25 protein-coding genes and 1 pseudogene are annotated in these 25626 nt (G+C 53.1%); 16 read left to right on the forward strand and 10 right to left on the reverse strand.

Features of this window, described 5'->3' with window-relative positions; genetic code table 11:
* The first annotated feature begins 127 nt into the window (after positions 1–127).
* From OGV83_RS00245 to fabY, 7 genes are all read left to right on the forward strand, one after another.
* Entirely contained in the window at positions 128–1024 is an 897-nt protein-coding gene (locus tag OGV83_RS00245) for a sugar kinase (protein ID WP_286463001.1), read from the forward strand.
* Positions 1025–1056: 32 nt separating this feature from the next.
* Positions 1057–1860 carry a DeoR/GlpR family DNA-binding transcription regulator gene (locus OGV83_RS00250; protein ID WP_012133927.1) on the forward strand — a complete coding sequence of 268 codons (804 nt, stop codon included), beginning with the start codon at positions 1057–1059 and terminating at the stop codon, positions 1858–1860.
* A gap of 436 nt (positions 1861–2296) precedes the next feature.
* Positions 2297–5011 carry an autotransporter outer membrane beta-barrel domain-containing protein gene (locus OGV83_RS00255; protein WP_286463002.1) on the forward strand — a complete coding sequence of 905 codons (2715 nt, stop codon included), beginning with the start codon at positions 2297–2299 and terminating at the stop codon, positions 5009–5011.
* Positions 5012–5372: 361 nt separating this feature from the next.
* Complete coding sequence (yihX, locus tag OGV83_RS00260) at positions 5373–5972, forward strand: glucose-1-phosphatase (RefSeq protein WP_198447963.1); 600 nt, start codon at positions 5373–5375, stop codon at positions 5970–5972.
* Positions 5966–6838 carry a virulence factor BrkB family protein gene (locus tag OGV83_RS00265; protein ID WP_012133924.1) on the forward strand — a complete coding sequence of 291 codons (873 nt, stop codon included), beginning with the start codon at positions 5966–5968 and terminating at the stop codon, positions 6836–6838. The genes yihX and OGV83_RS00265 overlap by 7 nt, the downstream gene beginning before the upstream one ends.
* On the forward strand, positions 6835–7272 hold the full coding sequence (gene dtd / locus OGV83_RS00270; protein ID WP_047459887.1) for a D-aminoacyl-tRNA deacylase: 438 nt from the start codon (positions 6835–6837) through the stop codon (positions 7270–7272). The genes OGV83_RS00265 and dtd overlap by 4 nt, the downstream gene beginning before the upstream one ends.
* A 44-nt stretch (positions 7273–7316) precedes the next feature.
* Positions 7317–8258: a fatty acid biosynthesis protein FabY gene (gene fabY, locus OGV83_RS00275; protein ID WP_024130670.1), complete on the forward strand. Its 942-nt coding sequence runs from the start codon at positions 7317–7319 to the stop codon at positions 8256–8258.
* A 27-nt stretch (positions 8259–8285) separates the two neighbouring features.
* Here fabY and OGV83_RS00280 read toward each other — a convergent pair.
* Positions 8286–8366: pseudogene (locus tag OGV83_RS00280) on the reverse strand (hypothetical protein); the annotation flags it as partial.
* Positions 8367–8570: 204 nt separating this feature from the next.
* Between OGV83_RS00280 and OGV83_RS00285 the strand changes: the two are divergent.
* Positions 8571–8813 carry a ribbon-helix-helix domain-containing protein gene (locus OGV83_RS00285; protein WP_160880417.1) on the forward strand — a complete coding sequence of 81 codons (243 nt, stop codon included), beginning with the start codon at positions 8571–8573 and terminating at the stop codon, positions 8811–8813.
* Positions 8813–9187, forward strand: coding sequence for a type II toxin-antitoxin system VapC family toxin (locus OGV83_RS00290; RefSeq protein WP_047459878.1), 375 nt, complete (start codon positions 8813–8815; stop codon positions 9185–9187). Before OGV83_RS00285 ends, OGV83_RS00290 begins: the two co-directional genes overlap by 1 nt.
* A gap of 36 nt (positions 9188–9223) precedes the next feature.
* Here the strand turns inward: OGV83_RS00290 and fdhE are convergent, their stop codons facing one another.
* The 4 genes from fdhE to fdnG are packed head-to-tail and all read right to left on the reverse strand — an operon-like array spanning position 9224 to position 14747.
* Positions 9224–10153, reverse strand: a complete 930-nt coding sequence (gene fdhE / locus OGV83_RS00295; RefSeq protein WP_286463003.1) for a formate dehydrogenase accessory protein FdhE — start codon at positions 10151–10153, stop codon at positions 9224–9226.
* A complete protein-coding gene (fdoI, locus tag OGV83_RS00300) occupies positions 10150–10785 on the reverse strand; it encodes a formate dehydrogenase cytochrome b556 subunit (RefSeq protein ID WP_049011887.1) in 636 nt (211 codons plus the stop codon). The genes fdhE and fdoI overlap by 4 nt, the downstream gene beginning before the upstream one ends.
* Positions 10782–11684, reverse strand: coding sequence for a formate dehydrogenase O subunit beta (gene fdoH, locus OGV83_RS00305; RefSeq protein WP_071259455.1), 903 nt, complete (start codon positions 11682–11684; stop codon positions 10782–10784). Before fdoH ends, fdoI begins: the two co-directional genes overlap by 4 nt.
* 12 nt (positions 11685–11696) lie before the next feature.
* Positions 11697–14747 carry a formate dehydrogenase-N subunit alpha gene (fdnG, locus tag OGV83_RS00310; protein ID WP_275148072.1) on the reverse strand — a complete coding sequence of 1017 codons (3051 nt, stop codon included), beginning with the start codon at positions 14745–14747 and terminating at the stop codon, positions 11697–11699.
* A gap of 669 nt (positions 14748–15416) precedes the next feature.
* Here fdnG and OGV83_RS00315 point away from each other — a divergent pair.
* The 6 genes from OGV83_RS00315 (at position 15417) to OGV83_RS00340 (ending at position 21235) form a co-directional block, all read left to right on the forward strand.
* A complete protein-coding gene (locus OGV83_RS00315; RefSeq protein ID WP_200074943.1) occupies positions 15417–16097 on the forward strand; it encodes a DUF1120 domain-containing protein in 681 nt (226 codons plus the stop codon).
* A 73-nt stretch (positions 16098–16170) separates the two neighbouring features.
* Positions 16171–16854: a fimbria/pilus chaperone family protein gene (locus tag OGV83_RS00320; RefSeq protein ID WP_012133912.1), complete on the forward strand. Its 684-nt coding sequence runs from the start codon at positions 16171–16173 to the stop codon at positions 16852–16854.
* Between the two features lie 36 nt (positions 16855–16890).
* A complete protein-coding gene (locus tag OGV83_RS00325) occupies positions 16891–19314 on the forward strand; it encodes a fimbrial biogenesis outer membrane usher protein (RefSeq protein ID WP_058668375.1) in 2424 nt (807 codons plus the stop codon).
* Between the two features lie 20 nt (positions 19315–19334).
* A complete protein-coding gene (locus OGV83_RS00330; protein ID WP_058669137.1) occupies positions 19335–19925 on the forward strand; it encodes a DUF1120 domain-containing protein in 591 nt (196 codons plus the stop codon).
* Between the two features lie 216 nt (positions 19926–20141).
* A complete protein-coding gene (fdhD, locus tag OGV83_RS00335) occupies positions 20142–20894 on the forward strand; it encodes a formate dehydrogenase accessory sulfurtransferase FdhD (RefSeq protein ID WP_353654424.1) in 753 nt (250 codons plus the stop codon).
* A 128-nt stretch (positions 20895–21022) separates the two neighbouring features.
* On the forward strand, positions 21023–21235 hold the full coding sequence (locus OGV83_RS00340; protein ID WP_012133908.1) for a YdgH/BhsA/McbA-like domain containing protein: 213 nt from the start codon (positions 21023–21025) through the stop codon (positions 21233–21235).
* A gap of 88 nt (positions 21236–21323) precedes the next feature.
* Here the strand turns inward: OGV83_RS00340 and OGV83_RS00345 are convergent, their stop codons facing one another.
* Both OGV83_RS00345 and OGV83_RS00350 read right to left on the reverse strand, forming a co-directional pair.
* Positions 21324–21647, reverse strand: a complete 324-nt coding sequence (locus OGV83_RS00345; RefSeq protein WP_012133907.1) for an AzlD domain-containing protein — start codon at positions 21645–21647, stop codon at positions 21324–21326.
* Positions 21647–22306, reverse strand: a complete 660-nt coding sequence (locus OGV83_RS00350; RefSeq protein WP_047459858.1) for an AzlC family ABC transporter permease — start codon at positions 22304–22306, stop codon at positions 21647–21649. Before OGV83_RS00350 ends, OGV83_RS00345 begins: the two co-directional genes overlap by 1 nt.
* A 101-nt stretch (positions 22307–22407) precedes the next feature.
* On the opposite strand from OGV83_RS00350, the gene OGV83_RS00355 reads away from it, so the two are divergent.
* Complete coding sequence (locus OGV83_RS00355; protein ID WP_012133905.1) at positions 22408–22956, forward strand: helix-turn-helix domain-containing protein; 549 nt, start codon at positions 22408–22410, stop codon at positions 22954–22956.
* A 138-nt stretch (positions 22957–23094) separates the two neighbouring features.
* Here OGV83_RS00355 and rhaM read toward each other — a convergent pair whose 3' ends face one another.
* The 3 genes from rhaM to rhaD form a co-directional block, all read right to left on the reverse strand.
* Positions 23095–23409, reverse strand: coding sequence for an L-rhamnose mutarotase (gene rhaM / locus OGV83_RS00360; RefSeq protein ID WP_071259463.1), 315 nt, complete (start codon positions 23407–23409; stop codon positions 23095–23097).
* Positions 23406–24554 carry a lactaldehyde reductase gene (gene fucO, locus OGV83_RS00365; RefSeq protein ID WP_058668376.1) on the reverse strand — a complete coding sequence of 383 codons (1149 nt, stop codon included), beginning with the start codon at positions 24552–24554 and terminating at the stop codon, positions 23406–23408. The genes rhaM and fucO overlap by 4 nt, the downstream gene beginning before the upstream one ends.
* A gap of 117 nt (positions 24555–24671) precedes the next feature.
* Positions 24672–25499 (reverse strand): rhamnulose-1-phosphate aldolase, encoded by an 828-nt coding sequence (gene rhaD, locus OGV83_RS00370; protein ID WP_012133901.1) that lies wholly within the window; start codon positions 25497–25499, stop codon positions 24672–24674.
* Positions 25500–25626 lie beyond the last annotated feature (127 nt).

A 25626-nucleotide genomic window follows, 5' to 3' on the forward strand; every position in this document is an offset into this window, starting at 1 on the left:
GTGTGACGCTGATTTTGTCTGTTTTTGATCGTATTTGTAATTTATGGTCAAAAAATTGACAGCCGTCACTTTTTAAACATTTTGCGAAATTAAAATAATCGCATCCCGAAATGCTTAAGGAATGACCATGATTCGTGTTGCTTGTGTGGGTATCACCGTGATGGATCGCATCTATTACGTTGAAGGTTTACCGACTGAAGGAGGTAAATATGTGGCGAAACGTTATACGGAAGTGGGCGGCGGGCCTGCTGCAACTGCCGCAGTGGCTGCGGCGAAACTGGGGGCGCAGGTGGACTTTATTGGGCGTGTGGGAGATGACGACACCGGAAACAGCCTGCTGGCGGAGCTGGAATCCCTGGGGGTAAATACCCGCTATACCCGGCGTTACGCGGGGGCGAAGTCCTCACAGTCTGCGGTCATCGTCGATGCGAAAGGGGAGCGGATTATCATCAATTATCCCAGCCCGGATTTATTGCATGACGCTGACTGGCTTAATGAGATCGACTTTTCTCAATGGGATGTGGTGCTGGCGGATGTTCGCTGGCATGAAGGGGCGAAACGGGCGTTCACGCTGGCGCGCCGGGCCGGAGTCATGACGGTTCTGGATGGCGATGTGACGCCACAGGACATCAGCGAGCTGGTGGCGTTAAGCGATCATGCCGCCTTCTCTGAACCGGGCCTGGCGCGCCTGACGGGAATACAGGATACCGTAAGCGCGTTAAAAAAATCACAAATGATCACAAATGGACATGTCTATGTCACGCGCGGCGGTGAAGGATGCGACTGGTTAGACGATAATGTCTTTCGGCATCAACCCGGATTCCCGGTAGAGGTGGTCGACACCACCGGCGCGGGGGATGTTTTTCACGGTGCGCTCGCCTTTAGCCTGGCAAGTGGAACGCCAGTCGAAGAGGCCGTCAGGTTTGCCAGCGGTGTGGCCGCACTGAAATGCACCCGACCTGGCGGGCGTGCCGGAATCCCTGACTGTGATCAAACCCGATCTTTTCTGTCACTTTTTGTATAAAATGTAAGGCAATGGTTTTTCGAGGAATTTGCATGAGTCTTACTGAACTGACCGGTAACCCACGGCATGATCAGTTGCTGGCGCTGATTGGCGAGCGCGGTTACATGAATATTGACGAACTGGCTGGCCTGCTGGATGTGTCCACGCAGACCGTGCGTCGCGATATCCGCAAACTGAGCGATCAGGGATTGATTACGCGTCATCACGGTGGCGCGGGACGGGCTTCCAGCGTTGTGAATACCGCCTTTGAGCAGCGAGAAGTCTCCTGGACGGAAGAGAAAAAAGCCATCGCGGAAGCGGTGGCGGACTATATTCCAGACGGCTCCACGGTCTTTATCACCATTGGTACGACCGTTGAGCAGGTAGCGCGGGCGCTGTTAAACCACAATCATCTGCGCATTATCACTAACAGCCTGCGTGTGGCGCATATTCTGTACAATAATCCGCGTTTTGAAGTGATGGTGCCCGGCGGAACGCTTCGCCCGCATAACAGCGGCATTATCGGCCCTTCTGCGACTGCGTTTGTGGCGGGGTTTCGTGCGGACTATCTTGTCACCAGCGTCGGCGCGATAGAAAGCGATGGCGCGTTGCTGGAGTTTGACGTCAATGAAGCCAGCGTGGTGAAAACCATGATGGCTCACTCCCGGCATATTCTCCTTGCTGCCGATCATACGAAATACCATGCTTCCGCAGCGGTAGAGATTGGCAACGTGTCGCAGGTAACGGCGCTGTTTACTGATGAGTACCCTGGCCCGGCATTGCATAACCTGCTTCAGTCACAGCAGGTTGAGATTGTCCAGGTTAGCCCAGGCCAGGATGACGCAACGTCAGTCTGAAGGGGTTATAAACAGAACCGTCTTTTTAGACGGTTCTTTTTCACCTTTTTGCTAAATATATAATCATCCTGGTGGTGATATAAAAATCTTAAAATAAAAACCGCCTGCTTATTGTTACCCTGATAGCTGTTGTTTTATAAGGCGTTTATTCTCCTGCCGGAGATGCTTTTATTTTATAAAAATAGTTATTAAGAATAATGCAAATAAATAAGGTGCATTTTATTTACTGTTATCTCATGAGCCTCTGCCGTACATTGACAGATTAAATGAATACTTGTATTTATTCTGCTAAGGTGACAATTCATTACGCCTTTGAATTCTGACTCTTTAACTATTTAAAGATGAGCGGATGGATTTCGCCTTTTATAAATATCTTATGCACGCGTCTTTGATGCTTTTATCCGAATAAAAAAGCCTTACGGAAAAGGTGGCTCTCATGAAATCTTCTCGTCTTATTCAAAAAACGCCGATCCCGGCAAAGCTTGCGCTCTGTATCGCCAGTGCGCTGGCGTTGAGCGGGCAGGCTGTAGCAGGATGTAGTTACACGTCTACCGCACAACTATTTTGTGACAATACAACTATATATCACTATGGTAATCCGCTCGGAGGAGCTGCAAGGGATTACAGTGGATTTGATGAAGTCCGTATTGATACCACCTCAGAAGGAACCACTTCAGGATTAACTGGCTGGGGTGTCTATATTGATAACATTGGCTATAAATTTAAAAATTTGGTTATCAATACAACAGGCACCGCAGCAGATGGAATCCACTCTAAAAATGCAGGCGGTAAACTGGTCGCAGATAATATCTATATTACCGCAACAGGAAGTAGTGCTGATGGAATAAATATTGGTCGCGAATTACAGGCTGATTATTCAATTGTTGAAGTCAATGGTGATGTAACGGTTGATGCTGAAAATGGAATGGGGCTACGCGCCAACGCGTCTGCGAATAAAGACAACGCCCAGTCATCAATAATTATCCATGGTGATACTGATATTGTTACCCGTGGTCCTGGTGGCGCGAATACGGGATACGGGATCTATGCAGGTAGAGATCCCGCGCAATTTACAGGTACAGCAAAAGGCGATGCGAGTATTACGGTTAATGGCACCGCATCAGTCGCGACGTCAGGGCGTAGTGCTCATTCGGTATATGTGGCCCGTAAGGGGTTAATAAACCTTAATAATGTGGATTTGAAAACCTCCGGCGTGGGCGCACATGGCGTTTATGCGTATTCATCTACTGATTCTGCAACGGTGAACCTTAGCGGTGATAGTAAAATTCAGGTTACTGATAGCGGCGCTTATGCCATTTACGCCTATGGTTCACAGGCGTTGGTTCGCTCGTGGGATTATGTTACCGATAGTGCTGGCTCTGGCGTATACGACATTGAAGGAAATTTACGCGCATATTACGGCGGTACGATGGATCTGCGGATGGAAGAGGGGAGCCGTTTTGTGGGGCAAACGGATTCTTCACAACAAAATAGTAACGCGAACTACCATGGTACGCTGGATCTGGATATAAACGGTGCAAACAGCGAATGGACGATGACCGGTAACTCTGTGGTCTCTACTCTGACGCTGAACCAGGCCACATTGAGTTATAGCGCAGATGGCGTGTCCCGCGATGACGAAAGTACCTTTAAAACCCTGACCGTGATGGGCAACTACACCGGCACAGATGCGTTACTGGTGTTGAACACCGTGCTTGAAGGCGATGACTCTTTTACCGATAAACTGATCGTCAAAGGGGATACCTCCGGCAATACCAACGTAGGCATCAATAACATCGGCGGTGTGGGCGATCTGACCCTTAACGGCATTGAGATTGTGGACGTTGAGGGCGTTTCCGACGGAACGTTCACCAAAGCCGGACGTATTGTCGCGGGCGGCTATGACTATGACGTGGTGAAAAATGCCAGCAACTGGTATCTCACCAGCCAGCTAAGCCCGGTGGAGCCAGAACCAGAACCTGAGCCGGAACCGGAACCAGAAAACCCGGACCCGGTCGATCCACCAACACCGCCGGGACCGGTTGACCCGGTGGACCCGCCGGCACCACCAGGGCCGGTTGATCCCGTGGATCCACCAACGCCGCCAGGGCCGGTCGATCCTGTTGATCCCCCTGCGCCACCAGAGCCACCGCTGCCGCCAGCGCCTGAACCTGGTGAACATCAATACCGCCCTGAATTTGGTAGCTATCTGGCGAACAACTATGCCGCCAATACGCTGTTTATCACCCGTCTGCACGATCGCCTGGGTGAAACCCAGTACACCGACATATTAACGGGCGAGCAGAAAGTGACCAGCATGTGGATGCGTAACGTAGGTGGTCATATGCGCTTTACTGATGGCAGCAAGCAGCTGAAAACGCAGGCTAATCGCTATGTATTGCAGATTGGCGGCGACCTGGCGCAGTGGAGCAGCGATGGTCTCGACCGTTGGCATCTGGGGGTGATGGCGGGTTACGCCAATCAGAAAAGTAAAACGCATAACACCCATAATGGCTACGCTTCACGCGGTCATGTGAACGGCTACAGCGCGGGGGTGTATGCGACGTGGTATGCGAATGAAGCGGATAAAACCGGGACGTATCTGGATAGCTGGGTGCTCTATAACTGGTTTGATAACACCGTGCAGGGTGACCATCTTGCCAGTGAAAAATACAAATCTGACGGTATCACGGCATCCATCGAAGGGGGATACACCTTCCTGATAGGCGAAAGCGAGCGTACGAGTTACTGGCTCCAGCCAAAAGCCCAGGTGATCTGGATGGACGTGCAGGCTGACTCGCACCGTGAAAGCAACGGCACTCAGGTGAAAGACAAAACTGACGGCAACCTGATGACCCGACTCGGTGTGCGTGCATACCTGAAAGGCCATAACGCCATTGATGACGGCAAAGACCGCGAGTTTCAGCCGTTTGTTGAAGCAAACTGGCTCCACAATACCCATAACCAGAGCGTCCAGATGGGGGCGATCCGGGATGAAATCAGCGGCACCAAAAATATTGGTGAGCTAAAAGTTGGTGTGGAAGGGCAAATTAACCCGCGTTTGCAGGTGTGGGGGAATGTAGCTCAGCAGGTAGGCGACAACAGTTACAGCGATACCGCAGCGATGTTGGGGGTGAAATACAGCTTCTGAACCATAACGGCGGATAGCTTACCGGGCCTACGGACTGTTTTGTAGGCCGGATAAGGCAAAGCCGCCATCCGGCAGGTCGCCCGGTGGCGCTACCGCTTACCGGGCCTACGGACTATTTTGTAGGCCGGATAAGACACAGCCGCCATCCGGCAGGCGCCCGGTGGCGCTACCGCTTACCGGGCCTACGGGCTATTTTGTAGGCCGGATAAGGCAAAGCCGCCATCCGGCGAAAAGAGTTAAGGCGATGCAATGCATCGCCTTTTTTCCGGTTACGTTAGTCGATTTTTTCCCTGTCCGGCGCATAGTCAAACTCCTGCTTTCCCGCTACAGTTATTCATCCACGGCTTGCAAGGAGAGGATCATGCTCTATATCTTTGATTTAGGTAATGTGATTGTCGATATCGACTTCAACCGCGTGTTAGGTGCATGGAGTGACCTGAGCCGTGTCCCGCTGGCTTCGTTGAAGCAAAGTTTTACGATGGGAGAGGCGTTTCATCAGCATGAGCGGGGGGAGATCACTGATGAAGCCTTCGCAGAAGCGCTGTGCCATGAGATGGCGTTACCGCTGAGCTATGAGCAATTTTCCCACGGCTGGCAGGCGGTATTTGTCGCATTACGGCCCGAGGTTATCGACATCATGCATAAGCTTCGCGAGCAGGGGCATCGTGTCGTCGTATTGTCTAATACCAACCGTCTGCATACGACCTTCTGGCCGGATGAATACCCTGAAGTTCGCCAGGCTGCCGATCATCTTTATCTGTCCCAGGAATTGGGCATGCGTAAACCTGAGGTGCGGATTTACCAGCATGTTTTGCAGACAGAAGGTTTTTCCGCTGCCGATACGGTCTTTTTTGACGACAACGCCGATAATATAGAAGGGGCTAACCAGTTGGGGATCACCAGTATTCTGGTGACGGATAAAACGACCATCCCGGATTATTTCGCGAAGTTGTTATGCTAAAAAACGTGCATCAAAAAGCCAGGCATCATACGCGTCCAGTCAGGGCCTGGCTTAAACTGTTGTGGCAGCGCATTGACGAGGACAATATGACCACCCTGGCGGGGAACCTGGCCTATGTCTCGTTGCTCTCGTTAGTGCCGTTGATCGCCGTCGTTTTTGCGCTTTTCGCCGCCTTTCCCATGTTTTCCGATGTCAGCCTCCAGTTACGCCATTTTATTTTTGCTAACTTCATCCCGGCGACGGGAGATGTTATTCAGCGTTATATTGAGCAGTTCGTCGCAAATTCCAACAAAATGACGGCGGTAGGCGCTTGTGGACTGATCGTCACGGCGCTGTTGCTGATGTATGCCATCGACAGCGCCCTGAACACCATCTGGCGTAGCAAACGCACGCGTCCAAAGGTGTATTCCTTTGCCGTTTACTGGATGATTCTGACCCTGGGGCCACTGCTGGCGGGTGCCAGCCTGGCGATCAGCTCCTATCTGCTTTCTCTGCGCTGGGCCAGCGAGCTCAACACGGTTATCGATAACGTCCTGAGGGTATTCCCTCTGATTCTCTCCTGGATTTCGTTCTGGCTGCTGTACAGCATTGTGCCGACCACGCGCGTACCAAACCGCGATGCCGTTGTCGGCGCTTTTGTCGCAGCGGTACTGTTCGAAGCAGGAAAGAAAGGATTCGCGCTTTATATCACCATGTTCCCGTCATATCAGTTGATTTACGGCGTGCTGGCGGTTATCCCCATTTTGTTTGTCTGGGTGTACTGGACATGGTGTATCGTCTTGCTTGGTGCCGAAATAACTGTCACTCTCGGGGAATACCGCAAACTCAAACAAGCCGCAGAACAAGAAGAAGCAGACCAATCATGATTGCATTAATTCAGCGCGTAACCCGTGCCAGCGTCACCGTGGAGGGCGAGGTGACGGGTGAAATCGGCCAGGGACTTTTAGTGTTATTAGGTGTCGAAAGGGATGATGACGAACAGAAAGCGAATCGCCTGTGCGAGCGCGTGCTCGGTTATCGAATTTTTAGCGATGCCGAAGGCAAAATGAATCTCAACGTGCAACAGGCGGGGGGAAGCGTGCTGGTGGTGTCGCAATTTACGCTGGCCGCCGATACCGAACGCGGTATGCGACCGGGCTTCTCAAGAGGCGCCGCGCCGGATCGCGCTGAAGCGCTGTATGAATACTTTGTTGAGCGCTGCCGCCAACAGGAAATGAACACGCAAACCGGACGTTTCGCTGCTGATATGCAGGTCTCGCTGGTCAATGATGGCCCCGTAACGTTCTGGCTACAGGTATGAGCCAGCTTCCGGCGTGGCCGCGGGTAACAAGAGAGAGTACAGCTATGTATCACCTTCGAGTACCGCAAACAGAAGAAGAATTAGCGCGTTACTACCAGTTTCGCTGGGAAATGCTGCGCAAACCGCTCCACCAGCCGAAAGGTTCCGAACGCGATGCCTGGGATGCGATGGCACATCATCAAATGGTGGTGGATGAAGAGGGGAACCTGGTTGCGGTAGGGCGTTTGTATATCAATGCGGATAACGAAGCCTCTATTCGTTTCATGGCCGTTGAACCGTCTGTTCAGGATAAAGGGCTGGGAACGTTGATGGCGATGACCCTGGAGTCCGTGGCGCGCCAGGAAGGGGTAAAACGCGTCACCTGTAGCGCCCGTGAAGATGCGGTAGCGTTCTTCGCCAAACTTGGCTTTGTGAATCAAGGGGAAATCACGACCCCGCAAACCACGCCGGTTCGCCATTTTCTGATGATTAAACCGGTCGCAACGCTGGATGACATTCTGCACCGTGGCGACTGGTGTGGGCAGCTTCAGCAGGCCTGGTATGAGCACATCCCGTTAAGTGAAAAAATGGGGGTGCGCATTCAGCAGTACACTGGTCAGAAATTTATTACGACCATGCCTGAAACGGGCAATCAGAATCCGCACCACACGTTGTTTGCCGGGAGTTTGTTTTCACTGGCAACGCTTACCGGCTGGGGGCTGATCTGGCTCATGCTGCGCGAGCGTCATCTGGGCGGTACGATTATTCTCGCCGATGCGCATATTCGCTACAGCAGACCCATCAGCGGCAAACCCAGCGCAATTGCCGATCTGGGGTCGTTGAGCGGCGATCTGGACAGGCTGGCGCGAGGCCGTAAAGCACGCGTGCAACTGCAAGTGGAGTTGTTTGGCGACGAGACGTCAGGCGCAGTTTTTGAAGGTATTTATATCGTATTGCCGGCAAAACCGTTTGGCCCCTATGAAGAGGGCGGCAACGAGGAAGAGTAGGATAAAGGGGGTCATCCTCCTTTATCCAATATTTTGCTCCCGTGAAGAGGGGCGACCCGCAGCGATAAACGCCTCAACCAGCTGTGCAATACCGCTTTCCAGTGCCATTTTTACTCCCTTAATCTGTATGGATATACAGCGTTATAACCTGGTTTTTAGCGAAAAGGAACGGGGAGTGTTGACGAGGTTGCAATTCTGGAAAGCGGCTCGTAAAAGCAAAAATCGCGCTCATAAAGTCTTTTTTCTGGTCTTTCATCGGTGTATGTTGTTTGAAAATTAATCGCCAATGATATACTGGAGGTATATATGAGTATGATGGCTGGGATGGAAATGGGCAGAATATTACTTGATTTATCAGATGAGGTTATCAAGCGGCTTGATGACCTCAAACAACAGCGTAATCTTCCGCGAGCAGAGCTATTACGCGAAGCAGTTGAACAATACCTGGAAAGGCAGGGACAAGCCGAAACCACTATTTCCGATGCGCTGGGGCTCTGGCAAGGTTGCGAAGAAGATGGCGTTGAATACGAAAGGAAACTTCGCGAGGAGTGGTGATGATTAAAGGTCCGGTGTTGTTTGACACCAATATTCTCATTGATTTATTTAGCGGGCGTGATGAAGCGAAGAAGGCTCTCGAAGCTTACTCACCCCAGAATGCCATTAGTCTCATTACCTGGATGGAAGTGATGGTAGGGGCAAAAAAGTACCATCAGGAATCCCGCACACGTATAGCATTGAGCGCTTTTAACGTTATCGGCGTTTCACAGGATATTGCCGAAAGAAGTGTCAGTCTCAGGCAGGAATATGGGATGAAGTTGCCGGATGCGGTTATTCTGGCTACAGCGCACATTCATCGTTTTGCGCTCGTGACGCGCAATACAAAGGACTTCGCGGGGATTCCGGGAGTCATTACGCCTTATCATTTATAAGCCGGGCGGCACGCGCCACCCGACCTGACGTCAGAATTACTCCCCTTCGCCCGGGAACAGGAACGGGTTGATGGAGCTGCGGGCAAAGCCCTCTTGCTCCATGCGCGCGTCGAGCACCAGTGAGGCGAGATCGTCGGCGACGGCTTCCACTTTCGGGTCTTTTTCCTGATACAGAATCTTCAGGTAAGTACCGCAGTCGCCACAGCTTTCTGCTTTAATCGACGCCTGTTCGTTATCCAGCGACCAGTAGTGCAGATCGCGACTCTGCTCGCAGTTGCTGCATTTGACGCGTACCACATGCCACTCGGTTTCGCACAGGTTGCAGTGCAGGTAACGCAGACCCTGCGTGGTGCCGATTTGCACCATGCTGGAAACCGGCATTGAGCCGCATACCGGGCAATACTGACGCTGCTCGCCGTACTCCGCACGGGCTTTACCGGGAATCAGGCTGGCCATTTGCGCCCAATAGAGCGACAGCGCCGCCCAGATAAACGGGGCCTTATCACTGCTGACGGAGGCAAAATCGGATTCAAACAGCGCGCTCGCCATTTGCTCCAGTTCCTGTTCCGAAGCCTTCTCCAGATTTTCGATTACCGCCAGCGCGGGGCCGCTCATCTCCGGTTTCAGCTCAGCAATCAGCGAATGCAGCAGTTTCTGCCAGTGCTTATCGCGCGGTAAAACGTGAATATCCAGCGGCGGTTTGCCCTGCGCGTTCGCTTCTTTGATGCGCGCGGTCAGATCTATCTCCAGCGGATGGTCGTACAACACCACTTCCTGGGCATGTGCGATCAGCGCGGCAAAGCGCAGGTAATCGCCCAACGGGTTATTTTCGGCCAGCTCGCGCAGACGCTCGGCGCGGCGGTTATACAAATTTTTGAGCCGGGGGAACAATAACGGCGGAATCATATCCGCCGTACGTTTCTCGCTCTTCTCCAGCTCATCTTGCGGGATTATGCGAATACTCATTCAGATGACTTTTCCTGTTTCTGGCGGACTTCACGGTACCAGCGCGGGTGATGTTTCTTCGCCCATGACCGGGTTACCCATCCCTCCACCATCGCGGTAATGGTGCCTTTCACCCAGAGGGCGGCGTAAATGTGCACCATGATAACCACAATTAACGCTACTGCGGCAAATGAATGCAGCATTAACGCGAATCGGATCACCGGGATTGAGAAAGCAGGCGCAAAATACGGACGCCAGATGATCACTCCGCTGACCAGCAACAGGACCAGGAAAATAATCGCCGCCCAGAATACGCATTTCTGGCCGAAGTTATAACGTCCGGTGTCGCCGACTTCCTCGTTGACGACGATCTTACGAATATTCTTCGCCCAAAAGATATCATCCCGATTGATTAGATTGTGGTGCCAGTAACGGAAAAACATGATGATGAATGAGGCGAACATGATCACGCCCACGAACGGGTGCACAATGCGTGCCAGCTGTGGGGTGCCCATGATATGCATCAGCCAGTTGAAGGACGGGAACAAAAAGCCCAGTCCGCTCACCGCCGCCAGTACGAAACAGAAGGCGGTTACCCAGTGGTTGATGCGTTCCGGCGCTGTATAGCGCACGATGGTGTCACGTCGTTTCATTTGCGCACCTCGTCTTTCTCTTCATGCAGATTGTCTTCTTCCTCATCTGCACGGTTCGGGCCGACACCGACATAGTGGAAGATGCTGGCCGCAAAGGTCGCGGCAAAGCCGACCGCTGCGAGAGGTTTCCAGATGCCTTTCCAGAATTTCACCGTCGCGCTGATTTCCGGGTTTTCCGGCAGACCGTGGTACAGATTCGGTTTGTCGGCATGGTGCAGCACGTACATGACGTGAGTACCGCCGACGCCTGCCGGATCGTACAGACCTGCATTGTCGTAACCACGGGTTTTCAGCTCAGCCACACGTTCGCCTGCCAGCGTTTTCATCGCCTCTTTGGAACCAAAGTGGATAGCGCCAGTCGGGCAAGTCTTCACGCAGGCCGGTTCTTGCCCCACCACCACGCGGTCAACGCACAGCGTACATTTATAAACGCGGTTGTCGTCCGGGTTGAGGCGCGGCACATCGAACGGACAACCGGCGATGCAGTAGCCGCAGCCGATGCACTGCTCAGACTGGAAGTCGACAATGCCGTTGGCATACTGAATAATAGCCCCTTCTGCCGGACATGCCTTCAGGCAGCCCGGATCGGCGCAGTGCATACAGCCATCCTTACGGATAAGCCATTCCAGTTTGTCGTCTTGCTCCACTTCCGAGAAGCGCATCACCGTCCAGGATTTTGCGGTCAGATCAGCCGGGTTGTCGTACACCCCGATGTTGCTGCCCACTTCATCACGAATATCGTTCCATTCCGAACAGGCCACCTGACAGGCTTTACAGCCAATACAGGTGGTGACGTCGATAAGCTTCGCCACCTCTTGCTGGTGATCCCGCGCCTGTGGCGCGGGAGTGAAACCGTTAGTCGCGGAACGACGAACGATGTCTTGCGATTGATAAGCCATAGGTCGTCTCCGTTACACCTTTTCCACATTCACCAGGAAGGACTTGAACTCCGGCGTCTGCGTGTTCGCATCACCGACGAATGGCGTGAGCGTATTGGCGATAAAGCCTTTTTTCGCCACCCCTTCGTAGCCCCAATGAATAGGAATACCGATGGTATCGATATCCTTGCCGTCTGCTTTCAGCGTGCGAATGCGCTTGGTCACTACTGCCTTGGCTTTGATATAGCCACGGTTGGAGGAGACTTTTACAGTATCGCCATGTGCGATGCCGAGCTTGTTCGCCAGCTTCTCGCCGATCTCCACAAACTGTTCCGGCTGCGCGATAGCGTTAAGCAGCGCGTGTTTGGTCCAGTAGTGGAAGTGCTCGGTCAGACGGTAAGTTGTTCCGACGTAAGGGAACTTATCGGCTTTACCCAACGCCTCGGCGTCGCCTTTAAAGATACGGGCGGCAGGGTTGGAGATAACGTTCGGGTGCAGCGGGTTCGTCCCCAGCGGCGTTTCAAACGGCTCGTAGTGTTCCGGGAACGGCCCTTCCGCCATCTTGTCGAGCGCGAACAGGCGACCCATCCCTTCCGGCTGCATGATGAACGGCCCGACGTTGCTACCCGGCGCAGCGGCGCTGTAGTCCGGGATATCCATCCCGCCCCATTTCGCGCCGTCCCATTTCAGGATTTGGCGCTTCGGATCCCACGGGTTGCCCTGTGGATCGGCGGAGGCGCGGTTATACAGAATGCGGCGGTTCAGCGGCCATGCCCATGCCCACCCCAGCGTATTGCCGAGGCCTGACGGATCGGAGTTATCGCGGCGCGCCATCTGGTTGCCTTCCGGCGTCCAGCTACCGGCGAAAATCCAGCATCCGCTGGAAGTGGTGCCATCGTCACGCAGCTGGGCGAACGAGCTGAGCTGTTGGCCTTTCTTCACGATCACCGCCCCCGTTGCCGGGTCGATAAGATCGGCCAGCGCCTTACCGTTACTTTCCATCGCCACTTCTTCCGAAGACGGTTCATGCGGCGTGGAGTAGTTCCAGGTCATATTCAGCACCTGTTCCGGGTTTGCGCCGCCTTGCTCGGCGTACATCTTACGCAGGCGTAAGAAGATACCGGCCAGGATCTCGCCGTCGGTTACGGCGTCGCCGGGGGCGTCCGCGCCTTTCCAGTGCCATTGCAGCCAGCGGCCAGAGTTGACGATAGAGCCGTTCTCTTCGGCGAAGCAGGTTGACGGCAGACGGAACACTTCGGTCTGGATTTTCGACGGATCAACATCGTTCGACTCACCGTGGTTTTGCCAGAAGGTGGACGTTTCGGTATTGAGCGGGTCGATAGTCACCAGGAACTTCAGTTTAGAGAGTGACGCAACCACTTTGTTTTTGTTCGGGAATGAGGCGACCGGGTTAAAGCCCTGGCAGAGATAGCCATTGACCTTGCCTTCGTTCATCATCTCGAAGTATTGCAGGACGTCGTATCCTTTGTCCCACTTCGGCAGCCAGTCGAAGCCCCAGTCGTTTTCCTTCGTTGCGTTATCGCCAAAGAAGGCTTTCATCATAGAAACGAAGAATTTCGGGTAGTTGCTCCAGTAGTTGACCTGACCTTCCAGCAGCGGTTTTGGCGTGTTGGCGGCAAGGTAGGTTTGCAGGTCGGTCTGTTTTTCGCTGGGCAGCGTCATGTAACCCGTCAGGCTTTGCGACAGCAACCCTAAGTCAGTCAGCCCCTGAATGTTGGAGTGACCGCGCAGCGCGTTGACGCCGCCGCCAGCCATCCCCATGTTGCCGAGCAACAGTTGGATCATCGCCATCGTGCGGATGTTTTGCGCGCCGATGGAGTGCTGCGTCCAGCCGAGGGCATACAGGAACGACGCGGTTTTATCTTTGACGCTGGTTTCCGCAATGTATTCGCATACTTTCAGGAAATCGGCTTTCGGCGTGCCGCAGATATTTTCCACCACATCCGGCGTATAGCGGGAAACGTGCTGCTTGAGCAGGTTCCACACGCAGCGAGGATGTTGCAGCGTGGTGTCGCGTTTAGCGAAGCCATTTTCATCCAGTTCGTAGGCCCAACTGGTTTTGTCGTACTTGCGTTTATCCGCGTCATAGCCCGTAAACAGGCCATCTTCGAAGCCAAAATCTTCACGCACGATCAGGCTGGCGTTGGTATAGGCTTCGGTGTATTCGCGGTTGTATTTTTCGTTGTTCAGCAGGTACAGCAGTACGCCTGACAGGAAGGCAATGTCAGTACCGGAACGGATAGGGGCATAGAAATCGGCCACCGACGCCGTACGCGTGAAGCGAGGATCAATCACAATCAGCTTCGCGCCGTTGTGAATTTTAGCTTCCATCGCCCAACGGAACCCTACCGGGTGGGCTTCAGCGGCGTTACCGCCCATCACCACGATGAGGTTGGCGTTCTTCATGTCGACCCAGTGGTTGGTCATCGCACCGCGACCAAATGTTGGAGCAAGACTTGCTACCGTTGGTCCGTGTCAGACACGCGCCTGGTTGTCGACCGCGAGCATACCGAGCGCGCGGGAGAATTTTTGCGTTAAATAGCCGGTTTCGTTACTGGATGCGGAAGCGCACAGCATCCCGGTGGAGAGCCAGCGGTTAACGGTCACGCCTTCGGCGTTCTGTGCAACGTAGTTGGCGTCGCGGTCCTCTTTCATCAGTTTAGCGATGCGGTCGAATGCCTCATCCCAACTGATTTGCTGCCATTTATCTGAACCTGGCGCGCGGTATTCCGGGTATTTCAGGCGGCTTTCGGAGTGAATGAAGTCCACCAGACCGGCCCCTTTCGGGCAAAGCGCGCCACGGCTGACCGGATGATCCGGATCGCCCTCGATGTGGAAGATAGATGCTTTGGCGTTTTTTGCACCGTCGCCGAGGCTGTACATTAACAGCCCACAACCAACGGAACAGTAAGTGCAGGTGTTACGGGTTTCGCGGGTGCGCAGCAATTTATATTGCCGTGTTTCCGCTAGCGCTACGCTGGGTGCGAAACCCAGTGCCGCCGCCGTGGTGCCTGCCATACCGCCAGCGCAGATCTTAAAGAACTGCCTTCTGCTGACCTGCATGGTTTGCTCCTTGTTTCGACATTGCTATGTAGTTTTACTTTGCGGACCACAATGAAACCGGCCGCAAAGGGAAGAATTTGCGCATTCCCTCAGTTCCGGGAGGGATATAACTCAGGATACCATAATGTTGGTAGGTGTGTTCTGTTGCGGTTAAATAAAAGTGAATGAGTTTTCATGATGGCAACATGAAAATGTGATGCTTATCACATTGGGGCATAATGAATGACGAGCTTTGCAACCGAAAAAGAAGGAACTAATACTTTAGAGTTAATAAATTTCGCTGCGTAATCATCACTATGTTAAATAATTGTGTTGTTGTTCGAAATAGAGATGAGGTATCAGCATTCTTTATCGGTAGTTCTGGATGGATCGGCTTTTCTGGCGGTAGATAATATTTATTATTTATACAATAACGGGATTTAATCTTTTATATGAATCTTTATATATGTCTGATGAATGTATATAAGGATTTCCTTTGAGGATTTTCCTGGAATAAATTCTTAAAAATAATCTTTCGATTGTATGGTTTTTTGACAAATGATAAATTTCGCCAACCAATATTGTATGTTGGTGTCATGTCAATTTTTTGAAATATGCAGAGGTCATCATTATATAAAGTGGCTTCTTTTATAAGGAAATAAAAATGAATGTTTTTTTTAAAAAAGCCTGATGGTGTCTGTGCTGGCGCTGACGGCTTCTTCCGTTATGGCGGCACCGAGCGTTGATATTAAAGTATCAGGGAAAATTGTTCCTGCTTCCTGTATTCCGTCATTCCCAAGCGGCGGCGGTATCGCTGATTTTGGCACCATCAAAGTGGCGTCATTAAATTCAACTGCGCCAACCGCGCTGCCTGACATTAAAACCGTGCCAGTCGCCATTACCTGTGAAGAAGATACGCGTGTCGGCGTTTCTTTTACTGATATGCATAGCGCTTCTGTACCGACCACCGGTTATGCCATTAATTTCGCATCGACTGATTTCATTTCTTCTGCTAATTATCTTTTTGGCCTGGGGCTGTACGGTAGCCAGAAAATTGGGGCATATGCGCTGGGTATTCAGATTGATTCAGGAACGCTGACTAACGGCAATGGCGATAACCTGATTGCCTATTTCTCAGCAAATGACGGCACTACCTGGGGAACAAAAGCAGGCAACAGCTATATGCAGATTATAAATAATAACAGCGAGGTTTACAGCTTTGGTAAAAGCTCGGCTGATGCGCCAGAACCGCAAACAAAAGTCAACTTTAACGTCGGTGTGTCCGCGATTATCAACCCGACAGACGATCTGCAAATTACCGATGAAGCGACGCTTGACGGCTTAACCACCGTAGAGCTGGTATACCTGTAATTACACTGCACGTATCGTAGATGCTCCCCATATTACTATGGGGAGCAGTTATGAATATTAATGGACTAATATTATGCTTTCCTTCAAGAAAACATTAATCTGCGCCTGTTTATTGGCGTCATTTAACTGTCTGGCTGCCGGGATGGTGCCCGACACGTCGCTGCTGCTGATTAATGAAGAAGAGCAAGGCGGCAGTATGGATGTCAAAAACACCGATGCTGATGCCCAGCTCTTGTATACCAAAATCGTCAATCTTCCAGACGATCCGCAGCCTGGTCTGATTGTCACGCAACCCGTTACGCGTGTTGATGCCGGTAAGACGCAACGTGTGCGATTCGTTCTTAAAAATAGCGCGGAGCCGTTAAAAGTTGAGCATTTGAAGCGCGTTATTTTTACGACCATCCCGCAACGGGATAAAAACAAAGTTAAAGTGGTCTTTAGCCAAAACCTTCCCGTCATTATTCATCCTTCTGGTTTAGACGTGAATATGGAGCCGTGGAAAGATCTCCAGTGGCATATGCGCGGCGGAAAACTCAGTGTAGAAAATAAAACGCCTTATGTTATCCGTCTGGAGCAGAAAGTAAAATTATTGCCATCAGGCGCGCACGCTGATTTACCAAAGGCTTATATTCTGCCGGGTGAAACAATAAGTGCCCATGCCTCGACCACATTATCCGCACTGGATAAAAATATCGAAATGTATCCTGCTACGCGCTATGGCTATAAGGCGAAGAGTTTTGTCGCAGAAATAAAATAATTAATCTCAGTTTATTGTAAAACACATGGAGTGGTTATGATTCGCGGTTCCGCTAAAAAAGGAATTATTGTGTTTTGTCTGACGGCAATCGCTTTCAGTATACGGGCGGAAATAATGCCGACCTCTACTGGAACGATGGAGTTGGCGAGAGCGGTATTTGATACTGATGCATTAGAATCTAATGGTCTCGATCCTGTGATTGCTGATTATTATTCCTTAGCGTCCCGGTTCACTCCTGGTGTCCATAATGTGACCGTTATTATTAATGGCAAGAAACACAGTGTCATGTCGGTTAAGTTTAATGAGGAAGGGCAGCCCTGTATTGATAAAGCATTTCTGGAAAGCGCAGGACTCGTCACGAAAATAAAAAGAGAAACCTGCCCGCTGATCCATCAATACTGGTCTACGGCAACCGTTAGCGCTACGCCTGAAACAGAAGAAATGTCGCTGGTTGTTCCGCAGGAAGCGATTGATCCAGATAATAACCGACAGGTCGCGGACGTTCGCGGTGGTCATGCCGCAATGCTGAATTACTCCATGTTTGGCACGCATTATAAATATGACGGCGATAATTCAGACCGCTTTCAGTCAACGTTTGAACTTGGTTTTAATGCGGGTGACTGGATTGTGCGCAGCACGCAATTCGTCAGCGACGGCAGCGACCAGGAATTAGAAACCGACTCGTATTATACCTACGCGCAACGCACTTTCGCCGACTATGGCGTGATGGTGCAGGGCGGGCAAATCAACATTGCCAACAGCCGCTTTAGTATTCCATCGGTCTACGGTGTGCAAGTCATGCCGGATAATACCCTGCTGCCGAACGAGGGGAGCGGCATCGAGGTGACGGGGATCGCCAGATATTCTCAGGCGCGCGTGGATATTCGCCAGGGCGGGCAGATCATCTATTCAACGCTTGTTCCCGCTGGCCCCTTTACCTTAACCGATGTGCCCATTGCCAACCTCAACACCGACCTGAATGTCACGGTGACGGAGACCGATGGAAGCGAAAGCCATTTTACCGTATCGGCGAGCACGTTTCGTAGCAACCATGTCGGCAGGGCGCCGGGCTTTTCTCTGGCCGTGGGGCGTGCGGAAGATATGGACACGAATTTTGAGCAGCCCTGGATTGTGTCGGCGTCTGATGGCTGGTCAGTGAATAATCGTATGAATCTCATGGCCGGAATGGTAATGGCGGATAACCACTATTACGGTTTCTCTGCCAATGTGGATACCGTTCCCGTACAGAATTTATATGCCTCGCTCGGGTTTCTTGGGTCGATCGATAACCGTAGCCAGACTGATGGGCACAAAACCACGCTGGATCTTGGGTATTCCTTGCCCTGGGGGATGGGGATTTCGCTGGGCGGCAGCTACGGCACGGCGGACTATCGCGAAATGCAGGAACTGTATAGCGACGACGATGATTACTCCCCAACGAAATACGATACGAACGTCGCGGTCAGTTGGTCGGATACGCTTCTGGGGCGTTTTTCGCTCGGCTATTACCGTAATGAGGCCTGGGACAGCGACTATAATAGCCGCCGCATTATTTCTTCCTGGTCGCAAACCTATAAATATTTCAGCGTCAGCGTGAACTGGGAATCGGATATCAGTCGTGGGGATGAGAGCGATCGCGATATGTTCTACGTGAACGTTTCTGTTCCGTTAGGCCGTACCGGTGTTTCAACGAACTCGTGGTATCGCGAGAGTGAAGGAAGAAGCTCTTATGGCACGCGGGCGATGGGGTCGCTGAATGACGACAACCAATACACGGTCGGCGTGTCTCGCGATCAGGACGAAAGTGTTACCGACTGGGATAGCTCGCTCAACAGCAATCTTCACTATACCACGCTGTCCGTGGCGGCTGGCGGCGATAACGACAGCAATACGAACTACTCTGCCGCATTGAGTGGCGGCATTGTGGCGCATGACGATGGCGTGACCTTCTCACCGTATCCGGTGGCGGACACGTATGCCATTACCCAACTGGACAAGCCTGTTGCCGGTATCGAAATCGTGACGTCGCGCGGGCCCGTCTGGACCGATAAATGGGGTCAGGCCGTTGTCCCGTCATTGACGCCGTTCCATGAAAGTACGCTGGAACTCAATACCCAAAGTCTTCCGGGCAATCTTGACGTCAATAATGGCCGGACGGCGATTAAAGCGTCGCACGGGGCGGTCGCGAAATGGCAATTCACCACGCTGAGTCAGCGGCGCGTGCTGCTCTCTGTCATGCGTGCAGACGGTACTCCGTTGCCGAAAGGCGTCTCCATTGTCAACGACGCCGGGGAATATATCACTTCCGCGCCAGAGGACGGTTTGATCTTCCTGAATGATATCTCAGCAAGCCATCAGCTGTATGCGAAGGTGGACGGTGGACGATGCAAACTGAACTACACCCTGCCGGAAGCCGATCCGCAGAAATTCTACGAGGAGATAAAAGGGAAATGTCTCTAATGAAACAGGGAGCTGGCTCCATGAAACATCTTAGCGTTTTTATGCCTGTATTACTGGCGGGTTTCTTGTGTGGGAATGCGCCATCCGCGCTGGCGGAAGAAGGCGACTGTCAGATTTTATCTTCGACAAAACAGGTCGACTATGGGCGGTTCCGCAGGGAGGATATGAGGGAGGGGAGCACCGAATACGCCGGGAATATGTATCACGGTTATGCCTCCGTCACCCGGGAGTTACAGGTCTCCGTCATCTGTACTGATGAACATAAAATTCGGCTCTTTGTGGATGGCCCCGCCCGGCAGGGGCAGGCCTGGCAGTTTTCTGACAACGGCGCGATGTCGATTAAAATGAAAAATGCCAGAGTCGATAACGCTCCCGTTCAGTTGGCTTCGGTTCCCCGCGGCGCGGCGCAGGTATCGGGCGGCGCTGCGGAAATGACGCTGTTGCCGGATATGTCCGCTGCTGCGGTAAACGGTCAGGAAGTGGCAGGAAAACAGTGGGTTGCAACACTGATGATCACCACTTATCTTGCCGATAAAGCTTTCCAGACCAGCAATACGCAGGATCTGGAAGAAACCTACACCGTGTCGTTTGACGCTCTCGCGGCTAACTAGCGTTCTCATCCTGCCGACCGGGGCGGTTTTGCCCCGGTTTTGACCTCACAAAAATAATGGAGGACAATAACCGCAGTTAAATGCGCAAAGGCGCTCTCATCCTGCCTGAACGCAATCTCTCTTATCGTGAGTCCATACCAGGAAGCTGCTTTGTCTGACCATCAAAATTCATCCCCGGAGGGCGCTGTTTCTCATGCCGTCTGGACGCGCGGGTGCCTGACGCAATCAAAACCGGATATGCTGGCGACGGAAGTTCCTGTCGCGCTGGTCTATAACGGCATTTCCCATGTAGTGATGATGACCACGCCGAAAGATCTGGAACAATTCGCGATCGGTTTTTCACTGTCGGAAGGCATTATTGAATGTCCGCAGGATATTTATGGCATGGACGTCGTTCCTTCCTGCAACGGCCTTGAAGTGCAGATTGAGCTTTCCAGCCGCCGTTTTATGGGGCTGAAAGAACGTCGTCGCGCCCTGGCCGGGCGTACCGGCTGTGGCGTTTGCGGCGTGGAGCAGCTGAATGACATCGGCAAACCCATTACGCCGCTCCCGTTTACCCAAACCTTTAACCTGGCGAATCTTGATCGCGCGCTGAAGCATCTGTCTGATTTTCAACCGGTTGGTCAGCTTACCGGCTGTACTCATGCGGCGGCGTGGGCGATGCCGTCCGGTGAATTAGCGGGCGGGCATGAAGATGTCGGTCGCCATGTCGCGCTGGATAAACTGCTGGGGCACCGGGCGACGGAAGGCGAAATCTGGCAGCAGGGCGCGGTGCTGGTCTCCAGTCGCGCCAGCTATGAAATGGTGCAGAAATCGGCGATGTGCGGCGTTGAAATCCTGTTTGCCGTCTCCGCTGCCACCACGTTAGCGGTTGACGTGGCTGAGCGCTGTAACCTGACGCTGGTGGGCTTTTGCAAGCCGGGCAAGGCGACAATTTATACGCATCCACGGCGTTTGATGACAGGTTGAGTTTTATTCAGTAAATTTGAAAAAGAATAGCAAATCCTTCCGCTTTTAGTTGTTCGAATACCGGCCTATTATTTATCACATCAAGGCACGGTGCCTTACTCAAACAACTAAGTTAAAGGGTTTATATCATGAAAAGCATCAAAACTTTTGTCGCAGTTATCGCTCTCGCTACTTCTTTCGGTTCTTTCGCCGCTCAGTCTGTTACTGCGACGGGCTCTACTCTGGAAAGCGCAGAAGCAAAAATTGCCGCTCAGGCTCAGCAGGCTGGCGCCAGTGATTACAAAATCACTTCCGCATACTCCGGTAACCGCGTGCATATGACCGCTGAACTGCTGAAATAAGTGATTCAAAACTGTCGAAAGAGCGCCTTCAGGGCGCTTTTTTCGTTTCTGCGTTTACTGTTTTACTATTCCGATAAATGCCTCATATTTAGTGCATACCCGCCAGCCTTAGCAGCGCTGTCACCACCGCCGCAGCGATAATCACCACAATCAGCGGCATTTTGCGCCACGCCAGGAAAACAGCGAACGCGACGCCCAGTACCCGCGCCATTCCGGCAAAATGTTCGCCTTCATAAAACGTGGTTGCCAGTGCCACTGAAAACAGCAATACCGTTGCCGCATCCGACAATAGCGCCTGAGAACGTTCGGAGAGCGCCAGCCGGTTGCCGAGCTTTGCTCCGCCAAGACGCATCAGATAGGTGCCTGCCGATAACACAGCAATACCGACGATAAACAGCGTCATGTTGCCCATTATTTTTTCCTCGTCAGTAAGCCAAGCAGAGAGAGCAGTACCGGCAATCCGACCGGTGCGAAGGGGACGGCGGCAAGCGACAGCCCGGCGCCGCTACAGGCGCGGATCAGCGTGGTGCGATTCCTGAACGCCGGGATCACTAACGCCAATAAAATGGCGGGAAATACCGCGTCCAGACCGATGGTTTCCGGTGCCGGGAGCAGTTTGCCGACCATCGCGCCAAGCAGTGCGCCCAGCGGCCAAAAAATTGCGACGCCCGCGCCGCACAGCCAGTAGGCGGCTTTGCGCTGTTGCCGTGTTTTTTGCGACAGACCAAAGACGACGCTTTCATCATTCATGATATGGCAGCCCAGAAAGCTGGCGGCGCGGGTGCCTACCAGTTCACGTACCGTTACGCCGAATGGAATGTGGCGGGCATTCACCAGCAAACCGGCAGCGGCGGCGGCCAGTGGGTTCCCGCCGCTGGCGACAATGCCGATAAACATAAATTCGGACGCCCCCGCCAGGACAAAAATGGAGAGTACAAACGGTACCCAAATCGGGAAGCCGTAGGCCATCGCCAGCGATCCGTAGGACATCCCGACGACGCCAACGGCCAGGCACACTAAAAATATCGCTTTTATCGTGTCTCCGCTGAGACATGAGAGGTGATGTTTCATACTATTTTAGCCATATCGAACGAATTTCCATTATAATGAACGCAACAGAATTGATTTACAACTCGAACGATTCGTTCGATATAAAGAACGCGGAGTCGTGAATGACACAGCCCATTAGCGTGATCGCGAAAAGCCTGGTGCGCGAACGTCAGCGTACCGGCCTGTCGCTGGCGGAAATCGCCCGGCGTGCGGGGATTGCGAAATCTACCCTGTCGCAACTGGAAGCGGGCAATGGAAATCCTAGCCTGGAAACGCTCTGGGCGCTTTGCGTGGCCCTGGATATTCCCTTTGCACGTCTGCTGGAGCCGCAGGCGCAAAAAACGCAGGTGATTCGTCGCGGAGAAGGGACAAAAGTGGTGGCGGAACAGGCCCACTATCAGGCTATTTTACTGGCTGCCTGTCCGCCAGGGGCGCGGCGCGATATCTACCTGCTGCTGACGCAGCCGGGGGCGGATCGTATTTCACATCCACATCCGCCGGGATCGGTAGAGCATATTATTGTGACGCAGGGGAAAGCGCTTGTCGGGCTGACAGAGGCGCCGGAAGAGTTAGGCGAGGGCGATTATATTTGTTATCCCGCCGATCAGGAGCACATTTTTAAAGCGCTGGAAGCGGATACGCAGGCGATCCTGGTGGCCGAGCAAAATTAATTCCGCGCGATGAGGTTTATGATGCCGGATGGCGCTGACGCTTATCCGGCCTACAATTTCGTGCCGTTTGCTACCTGTAGGCCGGATAAGACGCATTAGCGTCGCCATCCGGCGTTGAGTCATCCGGCTTCAGACAGCCTATGCCAGGTAAAACACTGCTTTCAGTTCTGCGCTCACCGGGCTGTTATCCGGGTTGGCAGGCATCACGTCGCGCATATGCTTCCACCAACGCTGGCACACGTCGGTACTGGCGATGGCATTCCAGCGCTCTTCCGATTCGATCTCGACGGTCGCGAACAACAGGTTGCGTTCTTTATCGAGGTAAATCGCATAGTGATGCGCGCCATGCGCTTTCAATACGCTTTCCAGCTCCGGCCAGATGGGATTATGGCGACGCTGATACTCCTCGTGTGCGTCGGCATTCACCTGCATCACAAACGCTTTGCGGATCATAGCGCCTCCAGATACAACTCGCGGACGTCATCGCGGCTGGCGGTGCGTGGATTGCATGGCGCACACGGATCTGCCAGTGCTTTGTCCAGCCAGCCTTCAATATCGTCTTTCGTGACGCCCAGTGTGCTGAAACCTTCAGGAATGCCGACGCGTTTGCTCAATGCGCGGATTGCATTGATCGCTTCCATACTCGCCGCCTCAATGCTCATACCTTGAGTATCGACGCCCATCGCCTGGGCGACGCGGGCAAAACGCGCGACCGCGTTCGGGCGGTTAAAGTTCTCAATGATCGGCAGCAGGATGGCGTTACAGACGCCGTGCGGCAGGTTGTGCGTGGCGCCTGGCTGATGCGCCAGCGCGTGTACCAGACCAAGGCCAGCGCTGTTGAACGCCATACCCGCCAGATACTGGCCAAACGCCATCTGCTCACGCGCTTCGAGGTTGTGGCCGTCATCAACCGCTTTCGGCAACCATAGGTTAATCAGCCGAATGGCTTCCAGCGCATTGGCGTCGGTAAGCGGATGCGCGCCAACCGAGACATAGGCCTCAATGGCGTGGGTCAGCGCATCCATGCCGGTGGCGGCAGTGACGGATGGCGGGATGTCCAGCATAACGCTGGCGTCGTCCACCGCGATATCAGGGATGATATTCGGGTCGATGATGACCTCTTTGACCTGGCGCGCGGAGTCGATAATGACGGCATTGCTGGTCATTTCCGCTGCCGTACCGGCGGTGGTATTTATCGCTACCAGTGGAACGCCCGCGTTTTTGACTTTGCCGACGCCTGAATAGGCGGTAGAGGGGCCAGGATTCGCCGTCAGAATTTTGACCGCTTTGGCGGTATCGATCGGGCTGCCGCCGCCGAAGGCGATGATGTAATCACACTGCGCGTCCTGATATGCCGCATACCCTTTTTGCACCAGTTCTTCAGTGGGGTTCGGGAAAACCTCGTCGAAAAGGTGGTACGACATCTGATGCGCGTCAAGCGCGGCAAACAGGCTGTCCAGCAGGCCCAGTTTTACCAGTTGCCCGTCAGTGACGACCAGCGCTTTACCCCATTGCTTATTCGCGACGAGGTTAACCATATCGCCGATTGCGCCTGCGCCATGCAGGCTAATTTTGGGAAGTGCCAACATGAAGCTCATGAATATTCTCCTTAAGATTGACCGTTACCCTATTGCCCGATGACGCTGCGCTTATCGGGCCTACGGCGTAGGCCGGATAAGGCGAAGCCGCCATCCGGCATTGGATTGCGGAAAGAATCAGTACAACGCTAATGCGCTGGCAAGCGGAGTCACGCCAAAGCGTTTGCCAAGCGCTACCAGTTCTTCACGCGTGATGGTTTGCTTCATACCGCCCATTGAATAGATTTTGACCAGCACCTCCGCAGACTTCTCGGCGGTATCGATCAGGCCGAATGTTTCATCCAGCGTCGGGCCGCTGCCGAACACGCCGTGGAAGGGCCACAGCACCAGCGAATGCTTCTGCATTTCCTGCGCGGTGGCCTGACCGATCTCATCAGTGCCCGGCACCATCCACGGCAGAATGCCGACGCCGTCCGGGAACACCACCAGGCACTCGGTGCTGCCTTCCCACAGTTTGCGGGTGAAAAGCGGCGTGTTGTTTTCCAGCACGTAGGTCAGCGCGATCAGGTTGGTGGCGTGGCAATGCATAATCACGCGGTCTTTGCCGTCGGTGGCGTTAATGCGCTCGCAGTGGGAGAGGAAGTGGGCCGGCAGCTCGGAGGTTGGAACCGCCTCATGATTCAGCCCCCACAGAATGTGGTAGCCCGCGCCGTCGCTGTCCACTTTCACCACGCCTAAATTCGCTGCCGGATCGAGCTGTACGTTGCGGAAGAATTTGCCGGAGCCGGTGACGATAAACGGCGTGTTCGCCAGCAGCGGCATTGGCTGACTCAGCGCGATATAGCGCGGCTCCTGGTGGAAATCGTCGGTAAACGGCGCGATATCCGCCTCATCCAGACGCAGCGTCAGGTTGCCGCCGTTACGTTCGTCCCAGCCCTTCAGCCAGGCGTCGGAGGTGGCTTTGATCATTCCCTGGACAAACCAGGAGTGGGTAATGTTCTGCATGTTCGGTGTTCCCATTTATTGCCCGAACGTTATCGGGTCTTACGTAGGCCGGATAAGCGCAGCGCCATCCGGCAATCGTGTTTCATTTATTGCCGGATGGCGACGCGGAACGTCTTATCCGGCCTAC

It is taken from the genome of Citrobacter sp. CK189, assembly GCF_030333505.1.
GTDB lineage: Bacteria > Pseudomonadota > Gammaproteobacteria > Enterobacterales > Enterobacteriaceae > Citrobacter_B > Citrobacter_B koseri.